The 22,665-nt window shown below is 59.8% G+C and carries 24 protein-coding genes; 10 read left to right on the top strand and 14 right to left on the bottom strand.

Translation table 11 applies throughout. From position 1 onward, the window contains the following. Positions 1 to 272: 272 nt before the first annotated feature. Positions 273 to 1,157 (top strand): D-alanyl-D-alanine carboxypeptidase family protein, encoded by an 885-nt coding sequence (locus AAFN47_RS20290; protein ID WP_499811077.1) that lies wholly within the window; start codon positions 273 to 275, stop codon positions 1,155 to 1,157. A gap of 332 nt (positions 1,158 to 1,489) precedes the next feature. Here AAFN47_RS20290 and AAFN47_RS20285 read toward each other — a convergent pair whose 3' ends face one another. After that, positions 1,490 to 2,515: an NAD(P)H-dependent flavin oxidoreductase gene (locus AAFN47_RS20285; RefSeq protein ID WP_499811076.1), complete on the bottom strand. Its 1,026-nt coding sequence runs from the start codon at positions 2,513 to 2,515 to the stop codon at positions 1,490 to 1,492. A gap of 174 nt (positions 2,516 to 2,689) precedes the next feature. On the opposite strand from AAFN47_RS20285, the gene AAFN47_RS20280 reads away from it, so the two are divergent. Next, complete coding sequence (locus AAFN47_RS20280; protein ID WP_499811075.1) at positions 2,690 to 3,673, top strand: helix-turn-helix domain-containing protein; 984 nt, start codon at positions 2,690 to 2,692, stop codon at positions 3,671 to 3,673. A gap of 100 nt (positions 3,674 to 3,773) precedes the next feature. On the opposite strand, the gene AAFN47_RS20275 is transcribed toward AAFN47_RS20280, so the two are convergent. Continuing rightward, entirely contained in the window at positions 3,774 to 4,511 is a 738-nt protein-coding gene (locus AAFN47_RS20275; protein ID WP_499811074.1) for a GntR family transcriptional regulator, read from the bottom strand. Between the two features lie 4 nt (positions 4,512 to 4,515). Continuing rightward, a complete protein-coding gene (locus tag AAFN47_RS20270) occupies positions 4,516 to 5,502 on the bottom strand; it encodes a TAXI family TRAP transporter solute-binding subunit (RefSeq protein ID WP_499811073.1) in 987 nt (328 codons plus the stop codon). Between the two features lie 178 nt (positions 5,503 to 5,680). Here AAFN47_RS20270 and dctP point away from each other — a divergent pair, with 178 nt between their 5' ends. Genes dctP through AAFN47_RS20255 form a run of 3 tightly spaced genes read left to right on the top strand, consistent with a single transcriptional unit; the run spans position 5,681 to position 8,644 of the window. Further along, complete coding sequence (dctP, locus tag AAFN47_RS20265) at positions 5,681 to 6,841, top strand: TRAP transporter substrate-binding protein DctP (RefSeq protein ID WP_499811072.1); 1,161 nt, start codon at positions 5,681 to 5,683, stop codon at positions 6,839 to 6,841. After that, positions 6,838 to 7,341 carry a TRAP transporter small permease gene (locus AAFN47_RS20260; protein ID WP_499811071.1) on the top strand — a complete coding sequence of 168 codons (504 nt, stop codon included), beginning with the start codon at positions 6,838 to 6,840 and terminating at the stop codon, positions 7,339 to 7,341. The genes dctP and AAFN47_RS20260 overlap by 4 nt, the downstream gene beginning before the upstream one ends. Position 7,342: 1 nt before the next feature. Further along, complete coding sequence (locus AAFN47_RS20255; RefSeq protein ID WP_499811070.1) at positions 7,343 to 8,644, top strand: TRAP transporter large permease; 1,302 nt, start codon at positions 7,343 to 7,345, stop codon at positions 8,642 to 8,644. A 64-nt stretch (positions 8,645 to 8,708) separates the two neighbouring features. On the opposite strand, the gene AAFN47_RS20250 is transcribed toward AAFN47_RS20255, so the two are convergent. From AAFN47_RS20250 to AAFN47_RS20240, 3 genes are all read right to left on the bottom strand, one after another. Further along, positions 8,709 to 9,110, bottom strand: coding sequence for a curlin (locus AAFN47_RS20250; RefSeq protein WP_499811069.1), 402 nt, complete (start codon positions 9,108 to 9,110; stop codon positions 8,709 to 8,711). 211 nt (positions 9,111 to 9,321) lie between these two features. Then, on the bottom strand, positions 9,322 to 9,711 hold the full coding sequence (csgH, locus tag AAFN47_RS20245) for a curli-like amyloid fiber formation chaperone CsgH (protein ID WP_499811068.1): 390 nt from the start codon (positions 9,709 to 9,711) through the stop codon (positions 9,322 to 9,324). An 89-nt stretch (positions 9,712 to 9,800) separates the two neighbouring features. Then, positions 9,801 to 10,235 (bottom strand): curlin, encoded by a 435-nt coding sequence (locus AAFN47_RS20240; RefSeq protein ID WP_499811067.1) that lies wholly within the window; start codon positions 10,233 to 10,235, stop codon positions 9,801 to 9,803. A 198-nt stretch (positions 10,236 to 10,433) separates the two neighbouring features. On the opposite strand from AAFN47_RS20240, the gene AAFN47_RS20235 reads away from it, so the two are divergent. The 5 genes from AAFN47_RS20235 to arsH all read left to right on the top strand — a co-directional run bounded on the left by AAFN47_RS20235 (position 10,434) and on the right by arsH (position 14,258). After that, positions 10,434 to 11,441, top strand: a complete 1,008-nt coding sequence (locus tag AAFN47_RS20235) for a formyltransferase family protein (RefSeq protein WP_499811066.1) — start codon at positions 10,434 to 10,436, stop codon at positions 11,439 to 11,441. Positions 11,442 to 11,586: 145 nt separating this feature from the next. Then, positions 11,587 to 11,919, top strand: a complete 333-nt coding sequence (locus tag AAFN47_RS20230) for an ArsR/SmtB family transcription factor (protein WP_499811065.1) — start codon at positions 11,587 to 11,589, stop codon at positions 11,917 to 11,919. Positions 11,920 to 11,930: 11 nt separating this feature from the next. After that, complete coding sequence (locus tag AAFN47_RS20225) at positions 11,931 to 12,428, top strand: arsenate reductase ArsC (protein WP_499811064.1); 498 nt, start codon at positions 11,931 to 11,933, stop codon at positions 12,426 to 12,428. A 28-nt stretch (positions 12,429 to 12,456) separates the two neighbouring features. Next, positions 12,457 to 13,539, top strand: coding sequence for an ACR3 family arsenite efflux transporter (gene arsB, locus AAFN47_RS20220; RefSeq protein WP_499811063.1), 1,083 nt, complete (start codon positions 12,457 to 12,459; stop codon positions 13,537 to 13,539). After that, a complete protein-coding gene (gene arsH, locus AAFN47_RS20215) occupies positions 13,536 to 14,258 on the top strand; it encodes an arsenical resistance protein ArsH (protein ID WP_499811062.1) in 723 nt (240 codons plus the stop codon). The genes arsB and arsH overlap by 4 nt, the downstream gene beginning before the upstream one ends. Positions 14,259 to 14,271: 13 nt before the next feature. Here the strand turns inward: arsH and sugE are convergent, their stop codons facing one another. The 8 genes from sugE to AAFN47_RS20175 all read right to left on the bottom strand — a co-directional run bounded on the left by sugE (position 14,272) and on the right by AAFN47_RS20175 (position 22,654). Continuing rightward, on the bottom strand, positions 14,272 to 14,586 hold the full coding sequence (sugE, locus tag AAFN47_RS20210; RefSeq protein ID WP_499811061.1) for a quaternary ammonium compound efflux SMR transporter SugE: 315 nt from the start codon (positions 14,584 to 14,586) through the stop codon (positions 14,272 to 14,274). A gap of 114 nt (positions 14,587 to 14,700) precedes the next feature. Then, positions 14,701 to 15,906, bottom strand: coding sequence for a PQQ-dependent sugar dehydrogenase (locus AAFN47_RS20205; protein WP_499811060.1), 1,206 nt, complete (start codon positions 15,904 to 15,906; stop codon positions 14,701 to 14,703). Between the two features lie 108 nt (positions 15,907 to 16,014). After that, the gene (locus AAFN47_RS20200; protein ID WP_499811059.1) at positions 16,015 to 16,293 is read right to left on the bottom strand and encodes a hypothetical protein; all 279 of its coding nucleotides are present in this window, start codon (positions 16,291 to 16,293) and stop codon (positions 16,015 to 16,017) included. Between the two features lie 162 nt (positions 16,294 to 16,455). After that, a complete protein-coding gene (locus AAFN47_RS20195; RefSeq protein ID WP_499811058.1) occupies positions 16,456 to 17,922 on the bottom strand; it encodes a DEAD/DEAH box helicase in 1,467 nt (488 codons plus the stop codon). A 294-nt stretch (positions 17,923 to 18,216) separates the two neighbouring features. After that, positions 18,217 to 18,915: an ATP-binding cassette domain-containing protein gene (locus AAFN47_RS20190; protein ID WP_499811057.1), complete on the bottom strand. Its 699-nt coding sequence runs from the start codon at positions 18,913 to 18,915 to the stop codon at positions 18,217 to 18,219. After that, positions 18,912 to 20,651, bottom strand: coding sequence for a branched-chain amino acid ABC transporter ATP-binding protein/permease (locus tag AAFN47_RS20185; RefSeq protein WP_499811056.1), 1,740 nt, complete (start codon positions 20,649 to 20,651; stop codon positions 18,912 to 18,914). Before AAFN47_RS20185 ends, AAFN47_RS20190 begins: the two co-directional genes overlap by 4 nt. Then, on the bottom strand, positions 20,629 to 21,480 hold the full coding sequence (locus tag AAFN47_RS20180) for a branched-chain amino acid ABC transporter permease (protein ID WP_499811055.1): 852 nt from the start codon (positions 21,478 to 21,480) through the stop codon (positions 20,629 to 20,631). Before AAFN47_RS20180 ends, AAFN47_RS20185 begins: the two co-directional genes overlap by 23 nt. 7 nt (positions 21,481 to 21,487) lie before the next feature. Further along, positions 21,488 to 22,654 (bottom strand): substrate-binding domain-containing protein, encoded by a 1,167-nt coding sequence (locus AAFN47_RS20175; RefSeq protein WP_499811054.1) that lies wholly within the window; start codon positions 22,652 to 22,654, stop codon positions 21,488 to 21,490. Positions 22,655 to 22,665: the final 11 nt, after the last annotated feature.

Below are 22,665 nucleotides of genomic sequence, written 5' to 3'. Positions count from 1 at the left end.
TACACGCCGGCGAAGGTCACTGGAAAGTGCATGGGTCATCGAATCATCTCCTCGACCCAAAGAATCACACCGCCGGCACAATTGGAAGCATCCCTGATTCACTCAAAGCACACGATGCTCTAATCTCGAATTCGACCGGCCTTGAAACGATTGTAATTTGTCGTTTAGTCGAATTCTGAAAGACAACTCGATCGTGACCCGCTGGTAATCCTAGTGCGAGCCGAATACTATTCAAATTCATTATTCGACCGATAACAGTGCGTGGAGCGCCCATGGTCCGCCCGTTCCGGATGATCACCGCAGTTGCCCTTCTCCTCGTAACCTTTGTCGCTTCCGGCTGTCAGACGCAGGGAAGCAGCGAGGTTCCTTCATCGCTCGGTATCCCGCTCGAGGCTCCTTCCGTCACACCGGTCGCCTATGCCCCCCAGCAGCCTGTCGCTCGCGCCAAATCCGCGCTGGTGGTCGATGCCACGACCGGCCAGGAACTCTATGCCGTCGATGCCGACGCACCGCGCTATCCGGCATCGCTGACCAAGCTGATGACGCTCTATATCCTGTTTGACGAGATCAAGGCGCGCAGGCTGTCGCTCAACACGCGACTGCCCGTCTCGGCCGAGGCGGCATCGCAGCCACCGGCTCGCATCGGCGTCAAAGCCGGCGCGACGATCACCGTGCAACAGTCGATTCAGGCGCTGGCGGTGAAATCGGCCAATGATGTCTCGGTGGTGGTAGCCGAGGCGATCTCCGGTTCCGAAGAAGCCTTTGCTGTTCGCATGACGGAGCAAGCCCGCACTCTCGGCCTTTCCGGGACGCGGTTCGCCAATGCCAGCGGCCTTCCGGGGGCCGCCAACGTCACCACCGCCCGCGACATGGCGAAGCTGGCCCTATTAATGAAGCAACGGTTTCCGCAATACGGGGCCTACTTTAGGGCGCAAACGTTCACCTACGACGGACGGACGTTCGAGGCGACCAACAAACTGCTTGGTACTGTCCCCGGTGTCGATGGCATGAAGACCGGATACATCCGTGCTTCCGGCTTCAATCTGGTGGCGACGGCGAGCCGTGGGCGCCGCAAGCTCATCGTCGTCGTGATCGGCGGCGCCACCAAGCAGGCGCGGGACGCCGAAGTGACGGCGCTGATCGAGGCCTATTCCTGAGGTAACTCCAAAGAGGGTAAACACTTGCGACCAGCCGACATAGGTCGGCGGGACGACGTCGCTTGCGGCAGTGGCAAAGGCCTGTGGTTGCGAGAACGTGGTCGAATGCAGGGCGGAAGACACCGCCGATGTACTGCGTGAAGCCATCGTGTCAGAGCAAATGACCATCATCGTGTCGAAATGCGAATCCGGCAACATGCCGGTCTCAGTCATTGAATGAAACAGGACATTCGCTGCCCAATGTAGCGTCGGGCGGAAACCCATGAGATCGGGCGCTGCAAGGCTTTGCGGTCGGTGCAACAAAGCGGGCGACTTCAAGCGCAGCCGGCCGTTCAACCGCCATTGAGCCGTTTCAGTATGGACGCGGCGTCCGCCATCATCCTGGCGATAATCTCTCCCGCCGGCTCGACGGACTTGACGAGGCCCACGCCCTGACCGGACAGCAGCGGCATTTCGTCAAAATCACCTGTGGTGGCCGGCATCGGGACGAAATTGGTGAATTTGCGAAGCGGCACGGCGTCGGGGCCGAGTTGCGTTTCGCCGACCAGAGGCTGATCCGAGGTGTCGTCCGGCGCCTCGTTCTCACGCCCCTCATATTCGGCAACCACGCGGTTTCGCAGAACCCGCATCGGATTGAAGGCCTTGATTTCCGGCCCGAAAATGCCGGTGCGAACCGTATCGGTTCCGGCGGCGTTCACCAGCCTTGATTTGTATTCTTCGTGCGAGAACGCCTCGTTGCTGGCGACCAGGCGCGTGCCGACCCAGACGCCGTCCGCGCCGAGGCTCAGCGCCGCCGCCACGCCGCGACCGTCGGCGATGCCGCCCGAGGCCAACACCATTGTCCGGTCGCCGACGGCGTCGACAATAGCCGGCACCTGGGCGAAGGTGGGCAACTCGCCATAATTATGCCCGCCAGCCTCGGAGCCCTGGGCGATCACAACATCGACGCCGCTGTCGGCCGCCACTATCGCCGCTTTGACCGAACCCACCTGCTCCCAGACCTTGCAGCCCGCCGCATGCAGCTTGTCGATGAACGCCCTGTCGGGATTGCCCCAGTGGAACGAGACCACAGGCGCCTTTTCTTCCGCGCAGACATCGATATGCGCCTCTTCGGTGAAGATGGTGATGAAATTGATATTGAAGGGCTTGTCGCCGACCGCCGCGCGAATTCCTTTAATCATCTGCCGCAACAATTCGGGCGGCGTCAGACCGACGCCGAGCGCTCCGACGCCTCCGGCCTGGCAGACGGCGATGCACAAATCAGGCGTCATGCCGGCGAAGGCCATGCCGGCGCAGGCGAAGGGATGATCGACGCCGTAACTTTGCGAAAATCGGGTTGAAAGGACATTTTCGGACATGAAAGGCTCCTTTATCGGCTAACATGTCCGCAACTCTTGCGGTTGCGCAGAGCCAATTCTTGAACGAACGTGCATTTCTTTCGACCGAGGGCGCAAAAACCGAAGCGCGCCGTTGATGACCGCAAAGACGCCCGTAGTATGCTCTTGAGCAAACAGTCCCTTCCTGGAGGCGACGTGCAGCAGATTTGGCGAACGGAAGAACAGGCGACGGGCGACCAGTTCGGATACTGGCGCGAGGTCGTTTGCGATGCTTTCGTGCACCTCAATCCGCAACGGTGCGACGCAATGGGGACGAACAAGCCTTTCTACGGCGAAGTCGAAGCGACGCGCTATGGCGCGGTCGGCGTCGCTCAAGTCCGGGCGCAAGCCCAGCACGTCGTTCGCGGAACGCGGGAAATCGGCCGTTCCTCCCGCTCCTGTTATTATCTCAATATGCAGGTGAGGGGCGTGGGTCTGACGCGCCAGTCAGGCCGGGACTCCGTTTTGGCGCCCGGCGACTTCGCCATCGTCGACGCCTCCAGACCATACGAACTCCGATTCGGCGGCGACTTCCACCAGTTGTCGCTTGAGATCCCGACCGCGCTCGCCAACGAAATTCTCAAGAATGCGGAAAATCTGTTGCCTGGATTATTCGTTTCGGGCGCCGGGGGTTTTGGGGCAGTGCTTTCCCGTTACGTCTTCAGTCTGGCGGAGGAATTGAACGCCTGTAGCGCTGAGGAAGAGGAGGCCCTGATGCTGGGTTTCCTTGGCCTTCTCGCCCAGGCGCCCGCCACCCGCCGCGCCATCGTCGTCACGGACCGTCGCATCAGACAACGGGCGCTGTTGTTCGCCATCAAGTCCTCCGTCGGCGCGAGGCTGGGAGACCACAACCTCAAGCCCGGGATACTGGCCAGACGGTTTGGCATATCGGTTCGCACTCTCCACAACCTCTTCGCCGAAGATGGGGTCAGTTTCGGCAACTGGCTTTTGGCGGAACGTCTGAAAAAATCACGCGAGGCCCTCGTCTCGTCGGACCATCGCGGCATGTCCATCGCCGAGATCGCCTATGCCTGGGGGTTCAGCGACCAAAGCCATTTCGGCCGCGCGTTCCGGAAAAAATACGGACTGGCCCCCCGCGAGTACCGCCGAAGTCTGCTGTCCGATCTTGATCCGGGATGAGCGAGATCTTTCCTTGTGCAAGCACTTCCGATTCACTTCTTGGGTCCGAGTGAACATCCAAAAGGATGCGCGCATTGCGCGATCTCAATTCGCACGTGCGTCACGCGGATGACGACGTATTCTTGTGGATTTGTCTGACGCGGGTTTTGGCGAGGGACTCCGCGCGACCGGGGTTGCGTCCTTCGATCGCTTCCAGAATGCTTTGCCACTGTCTGAGGGCTTTGCGCTGTTTTGACTTTGTCGTCATGGCGAAGATCCACCGGTCTGGCCTGGTGAGCCGCCGCAACGCGCGGATCGACCTCGCCAGGCTGGTCGAACCGGCGAGATGAATCAGCATCCATGTGGCTCGAAGGCTGGTGTTGACGAACTGCTCGGGCGTCGCCTTGGGGTCGGCCTCCATTTCGGCCAGCCGCTCAATCAACGCAGCCAGCGCGCCGATTTCCTCGTCGGTCGCCTTTTCCGCCACAGTTCTCGCCGCCACTCCGAACAGCGCCACCTGCATTTCGACTGCGACGCTTGTCTCATGCGGGGAGGCGCGCGTGACGATGGCCCCGCGGTGACGCTCAATTTCGACGAAACCATCGCCTTCCAGGATCCGCAAGGCTTCGCGCACCGGTCCGCGACTGACCCCGAACATTGCGCTGAGGTCCTGTTCGCGCACACGCTGCCCGGCAGTCATCTGGCCTGACTGGATCGCGCTTGCGATGCGTTCCGCCAGACGCTCCGGAAGAGGCATCTGCTCCTCTGCTTCCGAAGCATAGTCCCGCGCATCAATAGAAAGTTCGATCATGTCTTGCGGATCCTCGCGCGCAGCGTTTCGGGCGACGTTCGGGTTCATTGGATCAGAAGCCGCCGTCAAGATAGCCGGCTTCACGATAATAACGCTCGGCGCCGGGATGAAGCGGGATCGATGTCTTCATCATTCTGGCGGGTTCGAGCGGATAGGTCACCGGGCTGTGCTCGACCGGCAGGTGGCTGTACTGGCGCTCGAGGATCTCTGACGTTTCGCAAATTATCCAGGCAAGCATGTAGGCGATATCGTCCGGCATGTCGTCGCGAACGATCATCAGAAAGTCCGCGAAGTCGAGCGTTTCGACGGGGTAGTCCATGCCGTGCAGCCGTCCTGCCGGCATGGTCGCGCGGGTGAGGCCGAAATCACGTTCGACGGCGTCCAGAACATCGCGTTCAATGGGAATATAGTGAAAGGCGCGCTCCTCTGCGGCCTTGCGCCAGAACGGCGTCATGACGGCCTCGAAAAACACTGCGTCGGCGCCTGGATCCTTCAAGAGGTTCAACACCCGGTCGGGCCTGTCTTCCTCCAGGTAGCAGCCGCCCCAGCTTTCGAGCGTCGCGCGGTCAATGCCCGCCGCCTCCATCACCCGCTGCACGCCGTAGCCGACAGTATGATCGCCGTCATCCGGCCCCGTCGCGATACGAAGCGGCGGACGCTTCTCGCGAAGATCGTCAAAAGTGCGGACGCCGAAGGACTGGTCGATCGCCAGAAGCACCCAATCTGTTTGCGGCATGGTCGCGATCGCGCTTATGCCTTTCACCGGCTTGCCCGAGTAGATTCCGTGCCCCGTCAGTGCTGAGGCGACCCATGCGGCGGGCACCGACATCGCCATGTCGACCAGCCCGTCGGCGACCACTTTCGGCGCCTCGCTGCCCCACTTGCCCGTCCAGGTCGCGATCCGGGTGCCGTCGCCGCACAACGGCGTCATGACCGAGGATATCCATCCACAAATTCTGTGCAGGTTGGCGTGGCCCCAATCTCCCTGAAAATTCAGTTCGAGACGACGTTCAATCTTGGGCGCGGGCAGTCTTTTCATGGATAAATCCTCCGTACATTCAGTTAAATTTTGTAGGACATATATTGTCAACTGATTAAATGATGATTTCCATCATATAACCGAATAATCGTCGTTATTATAAGTATTTCGAAATTTCTAGTTGACAATATTCGCAATTTTGTAGCAATTTTTGTCCTACAATTTGGGAGGATATGACATGGCTTACAGAATGCTCGCCGGCACGATTTTGGTCGCCGGCCTCACCAGTTTCGGCGGCGCGGCTGTCGCGCAGGATGGCGCGGAAGGTGCCCGCGCCTGGCTCAGCGGCGAACTGGCGCCGCCCAAGCTTGCAATCGATTACGACGGCGAGCCGATCACGATGCGTTTTTCGAGCTTTCTCTCACCCAGCATCAAGCTGGTCAGCGATGTCTGGGAGCCAGCCATCGCCCGACTGGAAGAAGAAAGCGAAGGTAAACTGAAGGTCAAAACCTACTGGGGCGGCACTTTGCACGGTTTGCCTGAAGGTTTCAGCGCCGTGCGAGAGGGCGTCACCGACTTCACGCATTGCATGACTGCGCTGGACCCGGGACACTTCGAGATCTTCAGCGCTCTCACGATCCCGTTCATGTTCGATAATTCCACGGTTGCGACGCTCGCGGCGCATGACGTTTACCCGCAGCACCTGAAGGAGGAGTATGAGGGCCAGGGCGTATTGCTCGCCCATGTTACGATGACGCCGCCCTACAACGTTCTTACCAAGGAGCCGGTGGAAACGCTTGACGACTTGAGCGGACTGAAGCTTCGCATCGGCGGCGGCTTGCAAAGCGACGTCATTTCCGCTTTAGGCGCCGTCCCCGTGAATATTCCTTCCCGGGAACTGTTCACCGGCTTCCAAACTGGCGTGATCGACGGGGTTGTCTTTCATGACGCGGCGCTCGTCAGCTTTCGCGCCGCTGACGTGGGCAAATACAAGACGGCAATTGAACTTCTCAATAATTCGTCCGAATATTGCCTCAGCCGAAAGTTCTACGAAGATCTCCCGGAGTCTCTGAAGCCGGTTCTTGCCCGGTGGATGCAGGAGCTTGCGGTTGCGGAAGCGCAACTTTTCTACGACGGTTTCGGCGAGGAGGCCTTGAAGCAGATGGATGAGGGGGGCATCGAGATTGTCGAATTGTCCGATGACGAGCGGGCACGATGGAAAGCCGCGACGGATACCGCGGTCACCGCATATATTTCCACAATGTCCGACAAGGGCCACGATATCAGCGGAATGATCGACGCAATGAACGCCGCCGCCGAGAAATACAGCGCAATGTCTTCCATCGATCAGATGAAGTCGGCGATGGAAAACCCTGTAACAGGCGTTCTGTCCGAATGAAGGTCGATGAGCGGCTGGAGGCGCGGCGATCCCGCAGCCTCTGGCAGCTTCCAGCAGACATCGTGTTCGGCGCGATGTCGATAGTCGTGACGCCGGCGATGGCTGTCATCGTCGGCGCCGATGTGGTCGCCCGATATGTTTTTTCCGCGCCGCTCTTCTGGGCGCAGGATGTCACCACCCTGCTGCTGCTCTTGCTGTTTTTCTGCGGTCAGCCGGTGTGCCTGAGATATGGCGACCATGTGCGCATGGAACTGCTCTACGAACGCTTCTCCGATTTCTGGCGGCGCGTCATCGACAGCGTTTCAAGCGGCTTGGCGGCGTTCATAGCCGGCACCATCTTTTATCGCGTCTGGAAGGAAATGCATGACCCGTTCGCGGCGGGCGATGCGCATGGCTTCATCAAGTTTCCGGTGTGGCCGGTGCGGATCGTTCTGCTGATCGTTCTCACTCTGATGGTCATCGAGGCGTTGCGGCAGATCATCGCCGTCTGGAAACGTTGACATGAGCTTGATCGCGATAGGGTTTCTTTCCATTGCGGCGATGCTGCTTCTTGTCGGTCTCGGCATCCCCATCGCCATGGCGATGGCCGTGGTCGGCATTGCCGGACTGAGCTGGTTTGGCAGTTTCGACCAGGCCGCGTTCCAACTCACCACCATTGCGTGGGAAACCGGCACCGATTTCCTTTTCATCACTGCGCCGATGTTCATCTTGATGGGGCAACTGGTTTATCGGGCGGATTTGGCCGGAGACCTGTACGATTGCCTGCAGAAGTGGCTTGGCTGGCTGCCAGGCGGATTGGCCATCGCATCCGTCATGGCGTGCGCGATGTTTGCGGCGATCACCGGCGTGAGCGCTGCGACGGTCGTCACCATGGGACAGATGGCGATGCCGGAAATGCGCAAACGGAATTACGATCCGGCGCTTTCCACGGGCGCTCTTGCAATTGCCGGAACGCTCGGGATCCTGATTCCACCTTCGATCCTGATGGTGCTGTTCGGGATATGGACCGAAACGTCCATCGGCGACCTGTTCATAGCCGGCATCGTTCCCGGCGTTCTCATGACGCTCGGCTTCGCCCTGCTGATCCTCGTCCGCTGTCTCATCAATCCGGCATTGGGACCGGTTGGACCCCGCTTTTCCTGGGGCGATCGGTTCCGGTCGCTCGTCAAACTGCTCCCTGTATTTGTGGTATTCGGTTTTGTCATGGGTGGAATCTATGGCGGCGTATTTACCCCGACCGAGGCCTCCGGATTCGGCGCGATTTCGGTGTTTCTCGTCGGGTTTGCGATGCGGCGTTTCACCTGGAAGAAACTTGGCGATGCGCTTTACTCGACAGTGCGCACCAGCGGCATGATTTTCTTGATCATCGTGGGGGGATCGCTTCTGGCGCGTTTCCTTGCGGTCACCGAAATATCTCAAGCCATCGTCGATGTCGTTATGGGCACGGATCGCAGCGTCCTCGTCGTCCTGATCAGTCTGACGCTGATGTACATCGTCCTGGGCGCTATTCTCGATGTTTTCGGTATGCTGATCCTTACGCTGCCCTTCGTATTTCCGGTCGTGATTTCACTCGGAATCAATCCCGTCTGGTTCGGCGTCTATCTGGTGATCGTCACCGAAATCGCACTGGTCACGCCGCCGGTGGGGATAAATACTTTTGTCATGCATTCGGTGGCCAGAGACGTTCCGTTAGCCACGATCTTTCGTGGCGTAACGCCATTTGTCGGCGTGGCTGTGGCCTTGCTGGCGCTCATGATCGCGTTTCCGGATGTGGTTCTGTGGCTTCCGGGACTGAACCAATAGAACCGGCCGCTGCCCGACGTAACGCAGACGGAGCGGCGGGAGCCTCCGCTCCCGCGCAAGGCGTTCACCATCCGAACTGGACGGTTGCGCAAGCCCCGTCATCGCCATTCTGCTGGAGATGGGCTTCCGTGTTCTGGCCAAACTGGAACAGGCCGCAGGCGTTGCCGTCGCCGTTCTGTTCGATAGTGCCGACATGGCCGTCGCCATTCTGATGGATGACGCCGAGATTGCCGGAACCGTTCTGCATGAGACCGGCGGCGTTGCCAAAGCCGTTCTGGGTGATGGAGCCGTCCTTGATTCCCTTTACGAGGCCGTAGAAGCGCAAGCCGGTCTGAAGCGCCTGGGCTTTCTCCGGATCGGTGGGATTCAAATTCACCGAAACAGATCCGCCGGCGAAGGCCGGGGCTGCGGCAAGGCTAGTTGCAAGGGTGACGCCTGCGATGAGGCTACGGATAGCGGTGTTCATGGTTCTCTCCTTGGTTAAGACTGCTTTCGCCGGCCTCACTGCCGATCGATAGAGAGAGTATGCCGGCGCGCGCTTGAACGGGTTTGGAACGAGCCATTCATATTTCGTTCAGCCCGTAGAAGCCGGAGAACTTCAATCCGCAATGCCCGCGCTCAAGCAAAGCGGGCCCCGGTCGCCCGGAGCCCGCCTTGAAGAACGCAGGTAATGAAGTTCATATCTGGCCGGCGCGTTCATGACAGGTGAAGCGTCCGGCGTTCGTGTCAACGTCGAGCGTGGCGTCGTAGACGGCGCCTCCTCCGCCCAGCATCACCCGACCGAGCTTGGCCGGCTGACCTGGCGCGGCGCTGAACGAACCGCCCTGACGGATGTTCGAGCCGCCGCCGCCGCCAGCGGATTCGACCCGGAATGTGTAGGATCCCGAAAGCGGCGTATTCGCATGCACCACGCCTTGAAGCGTGACCATGCCGCCGGAGGTCTCGGTGACGATCTCGCAGCGCGTTTCATTCGAATGCGCTTGGCCGGAATTCGCCGTGAGCGCGGCGCCGGACAGCGCCGCAGCAAAGGCGGCGGTCATCAGCGTTATGGACGTTTTCTTCTTCATTGTGAAAATCTCCTTGTGTTTATGACGACGAATGGCCGAGAGCGATGTTCATCCCCCTCGGCCGGTCGCCTCTTTGCATTGCGCGGGCCTCAGGGGCAGGTCTGCACGAAGGCTGCGACGTTGCCGCCGCCTGACTGCGAAACGCCGGCGTTACAGCCATCGCCCACCTGAACGCCAGCTGCGACATTGCCGTTTCCGTCCTGGGACATGACAGCGCTGTGGTTGGCGCCGAACTGGCCTACGCCAGCCGCGTTGTTGTGGCCGTTCTGCCAGGTGTCAGCAGCGTTGTTCACACCCTGCTGGCCAGTGGCCGAAACGTTGTTGGAGCCATTCTGCTGGGTCACGGAACTGTTCCATGCGCCATTCTGAAAGACGCCGATGGCGTTGTTGAAGCCGCTTTGCGCGCCGCCTGCGGCGTTGCCCCAACCATACTGTTCGATAGAAAGGCTGTTGGCGAAAGCCGGCAGGGCCGTAACGATGGCGATGGCGGCGGCGGCGGTCGTCTTGATGAAGGTGTTGGTCATTTTGGTACTCTCCTGATTGAGCGGGCATCCCCCGCGGGTTGTCAACGATGACGGTTCTAGCAAGCGCTTTCGGAACGCACGCTGAACCTCCCGTTCAGGCGCCGTTCACCCAAGACGGACCAGCGGGGCGTCTTTGACCCGGCGGGAAATCGGGCCGGCAATAAGCAGCCGTCGCCCATGGCCATGCGAAAAGTCCGCATGGACTTTCCAGAAAGCCGGCGAGGCGGTAACAAGGTCTCCATGAAGTTCCTGATCGTTGGCGACGGCCGGTACATGTCAGCTCGTGCGATAACGGACCTGATAAAGCGCGGCCACGAGATAGCGGAGATCTGGACCACAGCGCCAAAATCCTTTGAAAGGCATCCGAGCTTCGTCAAGCGGCTGCTTCTTCCCGCAGGCTACGACGCCTGCACGGTGATTGAACGGTATGGAATAAGCGTTAGAAACATCAGCGGCGTAAAGAAGAACGAATTGGGCGCCTTGTTCGATCAGAGCAGTCCCGCGGACGCGCTTCTCTGCACCGGCAGCCACGTGATATTTCCGTTGGAGTTGCTCGATCGCTTTCCTGACCGGGCTTTCAACCTTCACCCGGCGATGCTTCCCGATTATCGCGGCCCCGGCCCGATTGAATCACTTGTCCTGCACGGCAAAGCGGACGAGTTTGGCGGAATTACCCTGCACCGTCTTTCCGAAGGCATCGACGAGGGCGACATTGTCGGACAGAGACGACTGCCTTTCACCGACTACGGAACGAGATTGTCCTGGTCGCTCGCCTTCGCGCGCGCCAGCGGCGATCTTGTTGAGAACGAGCTTGACGCGCTTCTGCGCGGGGTCGGCGCCTCAATTCCGCAGCAACCGGGATCCGGTTCCTATGTCGCGGCGAAAGACATCGAACTATCGGTTCGACAAGACTGGACATTTGATCGAGCCGTCGATCACATGCGCAAGGCGCCGCTCGTTCAGTATCGCACATTTCTTACGCTTAATGACGACGGCAAACATATCGCCATTATCGGGACGCCCCGTCCGGTGGGGCCTCCAACCGGAGAACCGGGCGTCATTGGACGGTGGTTTGTAGTTGTTGATCTCGCCGACAGGCGCATCCGCTTTTTCAGGGAAAATCGCGGGGCAAGATTGCTTCGACGCCTGCAATTCCATGTCGATTTCGCGGCATTCAGATGGCGGTTGATGTCACACCCGGAATGAAGGTTCTGACGCCGGTTCAAGGCTGATCGTTCCCGCAACATCGCCAATCAGCAAGCAACGCGATCGACCTGGCCCTCATCAGAAACTTCGCCTTGAATCATTCGTGGCGGTTGACGTTGAATAATATATCTATTATTCATGATATATGGATATGACTCAGTCACTTTTTGTGTTCTCCGCTCTCAGCCAGGAAACCCGTGTTGAGGTTTTACGCCTGTTGATCAAGGCCGGTCAGACCGGGATGAATGCGGGCGAGATCGGCGACGTGCTGGGCGTGCGCCAGAACACCATGTCGACCAATCTCAATATTCTCCTGAGGTCCGGCCTGGTCCGCAACGAACGCGAGGGCCGATCGATCCGATACTTCGCCGATTTCGATGGCATCCGCGGACTTCTCGCCTTCTTGATGGAAGATTGCTGCGGCGGAAAACCCGAACTCTGCGAACCCGTGCTTGACGCTATCGTCTGCGACTGCTGATGGAGAAAAAGATGGACGACAACAAGATCTTCAACGTGCTTTTCCTGTGCACCGGAAACTCCGCGCGCTCAATCCTTGCCGAAGCGATATTGAACCGTGAGGGCGCCGGCAGGTTCCGCGCCTATTCGGCCGGCTCGCAGCCGAAAGGCGATGTTCACCCGCAGGCGATCGCCCTGCTGAAAAAAGCCAATTACGACACCTCCTTTGCGCGCTCGAAGGACTGGCTGGAATTCGCCGAGCCCGGCGCGCCGGAGATGGATTTCGTTTTCACTGTCTGCGACAACGCAGCTCAGGAAAGTTGCCCGGTTTGGCCGGGACAGCCGATGACCGCTCATTGGGGCGTTCCCGACCCGGCGGCCGTCGAAGGGTCGGACACGGAAATCGCGCTCGCCTTTGCGGACACCTATCGCATGCTCAACCAGCGCATCACGATTTTCTGTTCGCTGCCGATCCATAGCCTGGACAAGTTGTCCCTCCGAAAGCGCCTCTCCGATATCGGCAAATCCTGAACATTCAGCATTCACTAGAGACCGAACAATGACAGCAAATGACAATGCCGCCGGAGCCGACGAGCCATCGCCCCATATTAGCTTCTTCGACAAGTGGCTCACCGCCTGGGTCGCTCTTTCCATCGTCGGCGGGATAGTTCTCGGCAAACTGTTTCCCGGATTGTTTTCTGCGCTTTCCGCCATGGAATTCGCCAAGGTCAATCTTCCGGTTGCCGTGTTGATATGGCTCATGATCATTCCAATGCTGATGAAGATCGACTTCACAGCAATGCGTCAGGTTGGCAATCACTGGCGAGGCATCAGCGTCACGCTTTTGGCGAACTGGGCCGTCAAACCTTTCAGCATGGTGCTTTTCGGGTGGCTGTTTCTCGGCTGGCTCTTCCGCCCGTTCCTGCCGGCGGACCAGATCGACAGCTATATCGCCGGGCTCATCCTTCTTGGCGCCGCTCCCTGCACGGCAATGGTCTTCGTATGGAGCAACCTTACGCGCGGCGATCCCGCCTTCACGCTTAGCCAGGTCGCACTGAACGACGCCATCATGATCGTGCTGTTTGCCCCGATTGTGGCCCTGCTGCTGGGCGTTTCCGCCATAACCGTGCCTTGGGAAACGCTGTTTATTTCTGTGATTTTGTTCATCGTCGTCCCAGTCGTCATCGCCCAGCTTCTGCGGCGGGTGCTGAACGGCGGCGACGGGTCGAAACTCGCCGCATTCACTGACGCCGTCCAGCCGATGTCGATCAGCGCGCTGCTTTTGACGGTCGTCCTGCTTTTTGCCTTTCAGGGTGGCCAGATCGTGGCCCAGCCCATCATTATCGCTCTTATCGCCGTGCCTATCCTAATGCAGACGGTTTTCATCTTCGGCTTCGCCTACTGGCTCAACCGCCGTGTCGGCGAAGCCCATTGCATTGCGGGGCCGTCAGCCCTTATCGGCGCCAGCAATTTCTTTGAACTTGCCGTGGCGACCGCGATCAGCCTTTTCGGAATCCATTCAGGCGCGGCACTGGCGACAGTGGTCGGCGTGCTGATCGAGGTTCCCGTGATGCTTGCCCTCGTCGGCGTCGTGAACCGGAGCAAGGTCTGGTACGAAACAAACGCAACGCAAAAGGCATGACGCATCCCGTGGAAGAGGACCTTCCGAACATCGACTTTGCGCGAATGCAGCCAGTCGAAACCGGCTATCTGAAAGGCGGCGACGACCCGGGTCATCCTCCACGCATACTTCTGTTATACGGCTCCCTCAGGAAGCGCTCGTTTTCCAAACTGGTCGCGCTGGAAGCAGAACGCCTTCTGAAATGGCACGGCTGCGAAACACGCATCTATGATCCGCGCGACCTGCCGTTGCCTGATGCAGAGGAGCCTGATCATCCAAAGGTGCGCGAACTGCGTGAGCTGGCCGCCTGGTCGGAAGGCATGATCTGGGTGTCGCCCGAACGTCATGGCGCGATGACCGGAATCATGAAGGCCCAGATCGACTGGATACCGCTTTCACTGGGAGCCGTGCGCCCGACACAGGGCAAGACGCTCGCCGTCATGCAGGTCAGCGGCGGTTCACAGAGTTTCAACGCCATCAATCAGATGCGCGTGCTGGGGCGCTGGATGCGGATGGTGACCATCCCCAACCAGTCGTCCGTCGCAAAGGCGTTCCTGGAGTTCGACGAAAACGACCGGATGAAGCCGTCGGCCTATTACAACCGGATCGTCGACGTGGTCGAGGAACTGGTGAAATTTACCTGGATGGTGCGCGGTCGCTCGGATTATCTGGTTGATCGATACTCGGAGCGCGTGGAAGACGCAGCACAGCTGTCAAAACGGGTTAACCAGCGCTCCTGATTCGAGTTACGTTTCAATGGCTCAGCTTCATGACCGCGATGCCTGCAACGATCAACAGCGCCGCCGAGACGCGCAGCGGCGTGAGAGCCTCTCCCAGAAACAACACGCCGACAACAAGCGCGCCAACCGCGCCGATACCGGTCCAGATCATGTATGCAGTTCCGAGAGGAAGGCTGCGCATGGCCAGCGCGAGCAGTGAAAATGACACAATCATCGCGGAGAGCGTAACGAGCGACGGCGCAAGACGCGTAAACCCCTCCGACTGTTTCATCGAAAAAGCCCAGACGACTTCGAACAGGCCGGCGAAAAGCAGAATAACCCAAGACATGACTATCACCATGCAGGGTCGTCCCATTTGATTTGACGGAGGTTGGAAGGTCGTCCTTCCGGAACCCTATATGATGAGCGCCGCCGGGTCTTTCAAGGCTGCGCCGTTCTTTCGTCAAACGTCCGGCTCGAGACGGATAAGCGCGCCGGAGCTTCCGTCCGTCAGGATCATAACAGCGCCGTCCTGTGCAACGTCGACGTCGCGAATGCGCGCCTCGCCCTGTAGATAACGGGCTTCGCCCTTGACCTTCCCACCCTCGATGACCAGCCGGACCAGGGCCTGTCCGCGCAATCCGCCGATCAGCACGCTGCCCCGCCAGCCGGGAAACATCGCGCCTTCGTAAAAAGCCATGCCGCTCGGCGCTATGACCGGATCCCAGTAGTAGACCGGCTGCTCCATGCCTTTCATCTGTGTCAGTCCCTCGCCGACCCGCGTGCCGCTGTAGTTTTCGCCATAGGTAATCACCGGCCAGCCATAGTTTAGACCCGGTTCCGGCCGGTTGAGTTCGTCGCCGCCGCGCGGCCCGTGCTCCACCGTCCACAATGCGCCGTCCGGCGCTATCGCCGCCGATTGCAGGTTTCGATGCCCGTAGGACCAGATCTCCGGCAAGCCGCCCGGAATTTCCGGATTGCCCGCGACCGGGCCGCCCTCTGGATTGATCCGCACGACCTTGCCAAGCGTTGTTCCCACATCCTGCGCCAGCTGACGCGGTTCCGGATCGGATCGCTCTCCTGTCGTTACGAAGAGAGCCCCGTCCCGGTCGAAGACAAGCCGCGACCCGTAATGTTTTGTCGAAACCCAGGCCGGTTCCTGGCGGAAGATGACCTCAACCTCTGTCATGGCGTTGCCAGAAGGCGACAGGACGCCTGTCGCGACGGCTGTTGCGTTGGCGCCGCCGCCTCTTGGTTCGGCGTAGCTCCACCAGACGCGCCGCGTCGACTGGAAATCATCCCTTACGACAACGTCGAGCAATCCGCCCTGACCCCGCGCATCGACTTCGGGCAGGCCGCCGATCGGCGGCGAAAGCGCACCTTCCGGACCCGCCAGACGCATGGTTCCGGGCCGCTCGGTAATGATCCAGCCGCCGCCCGGCAACTCGTCCACGCCCCAAGGATTGCGCAGACCATCGATGATGGTCTCCTGTTTCAGTTCAATTGAATCGTCGATGATCGGAGCGCGGGTCTGTTCAGGAAAGGCCGGCTCCTGCCAGGGAGCATTAGGCGGGATTGCGTTGAAATCCTGAGCCAGGATCGCCGACTGCGATAACGCTATGGCGAAAACGGTCGCCATACCGGCGATAAAATATCTGCTGGACGTCATCACAAAGCTCCCTGCGTTACAGGGGACCTTAAATGGGCCAGCACCAATGCTATTCAAGTCCGGAACGACGCGCGCACTGAACAGGTCAGGCGCAGCGATTTGCCAATCCTATCGGCTGCAATCGCTCGCAGGCACGGACTGGACGTCGGAAACGCCTCCGCCGGTCACGGTGATTTGAGCGCATGTGCTGGTAGTGCTGTTCCACCAGACGGATGTTTGCCCGAAATTGATCACCCGTTGATAACCCCGGTCTCGCAAGGCTGCGAACGCAGGCGCCTGCGCGACGCCGTTCAGATTGGTGATATCGCTGACATTGCCATAGGTCGGTACGGTCTGGCAGGCAGAAAACAACAACGGCGCCAGCGCAGCATAAATGAGGCGTTTCATACGTTCATTCCTCGTTCTTATTGATCTACGGAAGACAATCTACGGTAGCTTAGACAAATTGGCAGTAGAAATGAACTGAAAGTGATCGCTAAAAACGGAAAGGGCCGCCGAAACAGATTCCGGCGACCCTTCTGTGTTGTGATGGTGTTACGCACTTGCCCGTCAGAGGCTGGCCTTCTCAAGCATCCGGTTAAGGCCTGCGGACTCCTGCCCGCCGGCGACGGGACGATTGCCCTTCCGGTGCTTCTTCTTTCCACCATGCGGGCGGGCGGCCTCCTGCGGACGATTTTCCGCCGCCGGCTTGCCGCGTTTGCGACGACGACGGTTCTGTTCGGACGGCTTGCCGAACGCGATCGGTTTGTCGCCCTCGGCGCGCGCCTTGTTCCTGTTGCGGTGACGCGGCTTCCGCTTCTTCGCCAGCGGCGCGCCATCAGCCTCCCGATGCGGTTCGCCATGCGGCTTTTCGCTCGGGCGGTCGTCAGCGACATCCGGTGTATTGTCGTTGACCGCCCCGTCCATTACCGGAATGCGAATGTTCGTCAGCCGCTCGATATCGCGCAGTAGCGAGCGCTCGGCCGACGTACAGAACGCCACGGCGTGACCGGTCTTGCCCGCGCGAGCGGTGCGCCCGATACGATGCACATAGACTTCCGGAACATTCGGAAGGTCGTAGTTGAAGACATGCGTCACATCGTCGATGTCGATGCCTCTTGCGGCGATATCGGTTGCGACCAGGGTCGAAAGCTTGCCGCTGCGAAAAGCCGAAAGCGTTCGCTCGCGTTGTCCCTGGCTGCGATTGCCGTGGATCGGTTGGGCGTGGACGCCGTCGCGGTCAAGCTGTTTGCAGAGCCGGTCTGCGCCGTGTTTCGTGCGGGTAAATACAACCGCGCGTTCGACAGCGGCGTCCTTGAGCATCGTCGAGAGCGTGCGGGGTTTCGCCCTTCCGTCGAGGAACACCACCTTCTGATCGATGCGCGTGATCGGCTTTGAGACCGGCGCCACAGATACTTCCACCGGATCCGACAGGAAATCATTGGCGAGGCTGCGGATTTGTTTCGGCATCGTGGCCGAGAACAAAAGGGTCTGTCGTTGCGAGGGAACGCGACCGAGAATCTTGCGGATCGTCGGCATGAATCCGAGGTCCAGCATCTGGTCGGCCTCGTCAAGAACGACCGATCGGGTGTCCTGAAGAGTGACGACGCCTGATTCCAGGTGGTCGAGCAGGCGGCCAGGCGTTGCGACGATGAAGTCGACGCCGTTAGCCAGCATGCGGACTTGCGGTCCGGGCTTAGCGCCGCCGATCACAATGGCGATCGATGGCTTGATCGCGCGGCCATAGGCCCGGATCGAATCGGCGATCTGAGCGGCCAGTTCGCGGGTCGGCGCAAGAATCAGAACGGCGGCGGTTTTCGGGCGCGGCTTTCTGCGGTCACGCGCCAGCCGATCGAGCTGCGGCAGCACAAACGCCGCCGTCTTGCCGGTGCCGGTCTGGGCGATTCCCAAAACGTCGCGACCGGCTATCATGACGGGGATCGCCTGCGCCTGGATGGGTGTGGGTGTATCGTATCCTTCAGACTTCACAGCCTTGAGGACGGACTCGGCGAGGCCGAGATCATTAAATGTAGTCAAAACAGTCTTTCCTGCCCGCGCGCGGCCATCGACCGGTTCACGCGGTGCTATTGCTTCTTTTCTTTCAGGAAACCAGCGTAGATCGGCAGCCAAATCGGGGGCGCCCGTCAGGGGCGCGGCGTGCAGGCAACGATCTTGGGGGACAATTGCAGGGTCGCATCTGTTACCGCTGATCCGTTGTCCGGTCATCTACGCGCGGCGTACGACGAGGCGTAAATGACACCGAACCGTGATGATTGCAAGGTGTTTGGCGAAAAAGAGCGCTCTTGCGCCACAAAACGACCGGCGAAAGCGTCACAGCGCCAGTTTTTCTGCAAGCCGCGCCCGCAAGCCCGGACCTCCGGGCATATCGAACACACAGACCCCGTGATCGAGTACATGGGCGTGGTCGGCGAGGCGTTCGGCAAATCCCAGATTCTGTTCGACAACCAGGAAGCCTCGCCCTTTACCGGCCTCGGTTGCGACATGCCTCGCCATCCGCTCGATATTTTCCGGCTGAACCCCCTCGGTCGGCTCGTCCAGCATGACAAGACGGGTGTCCTCCGCGACGGCGCGGCAGAAGGATAGAATCTTCTTTTCGCCGCCGGAGAGGGTTCCGGCTCGTTGGGCGCGGCGTTCTTTCAGCCGCGGGAAAGACACAAACAGCGCCTCGTAGCGCGCGAGGTCACGATCGCGGTACTGCAGCGTCAGATTCTCGCGTACGGAAAGATCGTCAAATACGACCGATTCCTGCGGAGCATAGCCAATGCCGATCGCACGGCGCGCATGCGGCGGTTCCGCGCGCATATCGCGTTCGCCGAAGATGATGTGGCCAGACTGCGCCGCAAGCTGGCCGGCTATCAGCTTGATCAACGTGGTTTTTCCGACGCCGTTGCGACCAGTGACAAAAACGACCTTGCCGGGTTCCACCGTCAGCGAGACGTCCCGAATAACGGTGATGTCGCCGTAGCCGCCAGAAAGCTTGCTAATAGCAAGTGAATGGGAGCCGATCATTTGCTCCCCCCGCCATAAACCGCCTGCACGGCAGGATCGGAACGGACCTCCTCCATTGCGCCATTTGCAAGCAAGGCGCCCTGGTTCAGTACGAGGACGTGGTTTGACAGCCGTTCGACCACCTGCATGTCGTGTTCGATGATGATCGCCGTCGATCCGGTGGTCCCGACGATGCGTTCGATGGCGTCGATCATCTCGCCCGTTTCGGACGAGGATAGGCCGGCGCAGGGTTCGTCCAGCAGCAAGAGCGGCGACTGGGTGAGGCAGGTCATGGCGAAATCGAGCATTTGCCTTTGCCCGAGCGATAGCGAACCCGCCAGCCGACGACCGTCTTCCAGGAACGGAAAGATATCGTACATTTCGTTGAGAAGCGGCGTCGACCAGCGAAAGGGGCGAAGAGTGAACATTTGCGCGAGCGTGAGATCGCCTGCCCAAAGCGCGATATCCACGTTGCGGTCGACGCTGAGATCCGGAAAGACCGACGGGATCTGGAGCTTTCGCGCAATGCCCATGCGTGCGATCCGGTGGCGGGACAATCCGCCAACCTGGGCGCGATTGTACTCAATACGTCCGGCGGTCGGTTTCAGACGCCCAGTCAACACGTTGAAGGCGGATGTCTTTCCGGCGCCATTCGGCCCGATGATGCTGTGAACGCCCGGCGTTTCGATGCGGAAAGAGAGCTTGTCGAGGATACGTACGGGACCAAGCACGAGCTCGACATCCTCGAATGCGAGCCGGACCGGGCCTTTCGCCCGGGACTTGTCTATCTTGATATCCCGCTCGCGGGCTCCCTTCGCGCCGAAGGACGGCAAACGATGCGCCAGATCTTCAGCGAGGCTCCATAGACCGCCCGGAAATCGGATCACCACGATGACAAAGACCAGCGCGATCAGCACCTCCCAGTATTGGAAGCTGTCACGCAGTTCGGACGCCATGAAACCGATCAGGATAGCGCCGAGCACCGGTCCCAAAAGACTTGCGCGACCGCCGACCGCTGTCCATACGACAATTTCCGCAGACAGAAGGAACCCGACGGACTGCGGCGTGACGATCCCCTGATGCGGTGCAAAAAGCGCGCCGGCAAGCCCGGCTACCGCAGCGCTGATCGCAAAGGCGATCGCTTTCAGGAGCGCGGTGTTGAACCCGAAATATTGAAGCCTTTCCTCATTCTGCGAAGTTGCGCTCAGCGACTGTCCGAACGGGGCGGTTCCGACATAGGCGAGCACACCGGAAACGAGAACCAACGCCGCCCAAATGACATAGTAGAGCGTCTCGTAGGTTTCGGTTCCCGGCAGCGCCGGTATGCCTGTCATTCCGTTGAAGCCGCCAGTCAGCCAATCCATGGAATTGGCGAGCTGAAATCCCAGCATGGTCAGCGCCAGCGTGATCAGCGAAAAATAGGGACCCGATCCGATCTGCCGGATGAAGACGAGGAAGCCGACCACAAAGGCGATCAACGCCGGTAACAGAATGGCGGCGAGAAGACCAGCGATCAGAAAGAGTGAGCCTGCCTCCAGCTTCAGCACCGATCCGAATATATAGGCGCCGACGCCAAAGAACAGCGCCTGGCCGAGCGGCAGAAAGCCGGCCCTGCCCCAACACAGCCCGATGCCCTGTCCGACCATACCGTAAAGCAGGAACAGGCCGAGCTGATAGGCGACGAAACCGTCCCACAGGAAGGGGACGAGAAGCAGCCCGATAAGGAAGAGGAGGTTAATCGCGCGAGACGATGCCATTGGGTCTCAGCCAGAGGAAAAGAATCGAGATAACGAGGACGGTCATGTAGCCGCCGGTCTTGCTGGTGATAGCCGAAACAATGGCGTCGGACCCGCCGATGACTGTCGATCCGACCAGCAGGCCGGCTAGCGAGCCGAGCCCGCCGACCACGAGGATAAAGAAGGAAGACAACAGGTAGTCAATGCCCATATAGGGTTCGACCCGCACGAGAGGCGCCAGCGCCACGCCGGCGAGACCCGCCATGCATACGCCGAAAATGAAAGCGCCGCGGGCAAGGACCGCCGTATTGACGCCAACGGCTGTGGCCAAGGCCGGGTTCGAGACCATCGCCTTGATGCGCGCGCCCGTGTTGCTGCGGCGATACCACAGGAAAAGTCCGGCGAAGAATGCAACCATCAGCGCCATGAGAACAACGCGATAGGCCGGATAGACGGCGCCAAGGACCTCAACCGTGCCAGGCAGACTCTGATTGACGCTCTTGTAGTCACGGCCGAAGACAGCCTCGACGATTTCACGCATGAGGATAGCAAGCCCCCAGGTCGCCAGCAGCGTGTCGAAAGGCCGCCGGTAGAGATGGCGGATTACGAAAAATTCCAGCAGCCAGCCAAAGGCGGCGCATACAGCGAGCGCAAGCGGCAGGGCGGCGAGCAACGGCAGACCGGCGTTCTGGACGACGAGAACGCTGTATGCGCCGAGCATGACGAATTCGCCATGCGCCATGTTCATGACGCCGAGCAGACCGAAGACCACGGCCAACCCCAGCGCGACGAGCGCCAGGGTCAGAGAGATATAGACGAAGTTCAGTGCCTGCAGTGCAACGAGTTCCATCCTGCCCTCACTGGCAGTTGTCGCCTGCGCCGACTTTGCTGAAGGTCTCAACGACGGTGAAATCCGCGCCGTTGGCCTCTGCAAGGTAGATGTCCTTGGTCGTGTGCCGCTGCTCGAGGGTGGCTTCACCGCGCGGTCCGCTGTAGCTAACGCCCTCGGCGGCCTTGTCCATGGCCGCGACGTCGAGCGAGCCGGCCTTGTCGGCGATCGCCTTCAGAAGCAGAAGGCCGTCATAGACAGATTCGCCAAGCGAATTCAGCACCGGCGCGTCTTCGCCAAACTTCGCCGTGTAGGCTTCCGCAAATTTCTTTGCCGGCTCTGTATCTATATTGGCGAAGTATCCGGCGGAGGAAAAGAGGTTCTTCGAGTTTTCCGCGCCGATGCCAGCCAGCGTATTTTCCTCGATCAATGTGCCGAGACGCGTCACGTCATCGGAAAGTCCGAAACTGGCGAACGCCCGGTTGAAGCCCACTGAAGCGCCGCCGACCAGCGTCACCAGAACGGCGTCAGCGCCGCTATCCTTGATCTTTGCGAGGTTGGAATCGAAATTGTCGGCGGTAAAGGGGAGATATTCCTCACCGACCACGGTTCCGCCTGAAGCTTCGATATAGGTCTTGGCCGCCGCATTGGTGTCGCGCGGCCAATTATAGTCATTGCCGATCAGGTACCATTTCGATGCGCCCTTGTTCTCCGCCATCCACGGTATAACCGGCTCAAGCTGCTGCGCAGGCGTTTCGCCGAGGACATAGACGCCGTCTGCGCATTCACCGCCTTCGTAAACCGGCGTGTAGATGTAGGGGACCTGACCCTTGAAGAGATTGTCCAGCGCCCCGCGCACGGCGCTGTCATGCATGCCGATGAAAGCCTCGACATTCTCGCCTTTCCATAGCTTGAGCGCCGCCTGGATTGCATCGGAGGGTGGTCCGCCGACATCGGCGTATAAAGGTTCGACCATCCGGCCCAGAATGCCGCCGCCGGCGTTGATTTCCTCGACTGCGAGTTCGGCGCTGTTCTTGCTCGACGGACCGAAGAGTCCGCCTGGCCCGGATTGCGGGATGAGGATGCCGACCTTGACCGGATCGTCGGCCGCGAAGGCTGACGCCACCGGACCAGCAAGCGTCATTGCAAGCAGCGCCGCTGCAGTGGATGTCTTAAGAAGCGTCCGTCTTTTCATCGGAATTCTCC

Source organism: Hoeflea sp. CAU 1731 (assembly GCF_039888615.1).
Taxonomy (GTDB): Bacteria; Pseudomonadota; Alphaproteobacteria; order Rhizobiales; family Rhizobiaceae; genus Flavimaribacter.
Note: the sequence above shows the minus strand (reverse complement) of the source record. Positions and strands in the feature narration are given on the sequence as shown.

Coding starts and splice junctions, on each gene's coding strand:
- AAFN47_RS20290 (WP_499811077.1), top strand. CDS start 273: ATGGTCCGCCCGTTCCGGATGATCACCGCAGTTGCCCTTCTCCTCGTA.
- AAFN47_RS20285 (WP_499811076.1), bottom strand. CDS start 2,515: ATGTCCGAAAATGTCCTTTCAACCCGATTTTCGCAAAGTTACGGCGTC.
- AAFN47_RS20275 (WP_499811074.1), bottom strand. CDS start 4,511: ATGAACCCGAACGTCGCCCGAAACGCTGCGCGCGAGGATCCGCAAGAC.
- AAFN47_RS20270 (WP_499811073.1), bottom strand. CDS start 5,502: ATGAAAAGACTGCCCGCGCCCAAGATTGAACGTCGTCTCGAACTGAAT.
- dctP (WP_499811072.1), top strand. CDS start 5,681: ATGGCTTACAGAATGCTCGCCGGCACGATTTTGGTCGCCGGCCTCACC.
- AAFN47_RS20260 (WP_499811071.1), top strand. CDS start 6,838: ATGAAGGTCGATGAGCGGCTGGAGGCGCGGCGATCCCGCAGCCTCTGG.
- AAFN47_RS20255 (WP_499811070.1), top strand. CDS start 7,343: ATGAGCTTGATCGCGATAGGGTTTCTTTCCATTGCGGCGATGCTGCTT.
- AAFN47_RS20250 (WP_499811069.1), bottom strand. CDS start 9,110: ATGAACACCGCTATCCGTAGCCTCATCGCAGGCGTCACCCTTGCAACT.
- csgH (WP_499811068.1), bottom strand. CDS start 9,711: ATGAAGAAGAAAACGTCCATAACGCTGATGACCGCCGCCTTTGCTGCG.
- AAFN47_RS20240 (WP_499811067.1), bottom strand. CDS start 10,235: ATGACCAACACCTTCATCAAGACGACCGCCGCCGCCGCCATCGCCATC.
- AAFN47_RS20235 (WP_499811066.1), top strand. CDS start 10,434: ATGGACTTTCCAGAAAGCCGGCGAGGCGGTAACAAGGTCTCCATGAAG.
- AAFN47_RS20230 (WP_499811065.1), top strand. CDS start 11,587: ATGGATATGACTCAGTCACTTTTTGTGTTCTCCGCTCTCAGCCAGGAA.
- AAFN47_RS20225 (WP_499811064.1), top strand. CDS start 11,931: ATGGACGACAACAAGATCTTCAACGTGCTTTTCCTGTGCACCGGAAAC.
- arsB (WP_499811063.1), top strand. CDS start 12,457: ATGACAGCAAATGACAATGCCGCCGGAGCCGACGAGCCATCGCCCCAT.
- arsH (WP_499811062.1), top strand. CDS start 13,536: ATGACGCATCCCGTGGAAGAGGACCTTCCGAACATCGACTTTGCGCGA.
- sugE (WP_499811061.1), bottom strand. CDS start 14,586: ATGTCTTGGGTTATTCTGCTTTTCGCCGGCCTGTTCGAAGTCGTCTGG.
- AAFN47_RS20205 (WP_499811060.1), bottom strand. CDS start 15,906: ATGACGTCCAGCAGATATTTTATCGCCGGTATGGCGACCGTTTTCGCC.
- AAFN47_RS20200 (WP_499811059.1), bottom strand. CDS start 16,293: ATGAAACGCCTCATTTATGCTGCGCTGGCGCCGTTGTTGTTTTCTGCC.
- AAFN47_RS20190 (WP_499811057.1), bottom strand. CDS start 18,915: ATGATCGGCTCCCATTCACTTGCTATTAGCAAGCTTTCTGGCGGCTAC.
- AAFN47_RS20185 (WP_499811056.1), bottom strand. CDS start 20,651: ATGGCATCGTCTCGCGCGATTAACCTCCTCTTCCTTATCGGGCTGCTT.
- AAFN47_RS20180 (WP_499811055.1), bottom strand. CDS start 21,480: ATGGAACTCGTTGCACTGCAGGCACTGAACTTCGTCTATATCTCTCTG.
- AAFN47_RS20175 (WP_499811054.1), bottom strand. CDS start 22,654: ATGAAAAGACGGACGCTTCTTAAGACATCCACTGCAGCGGCGCTGCTT.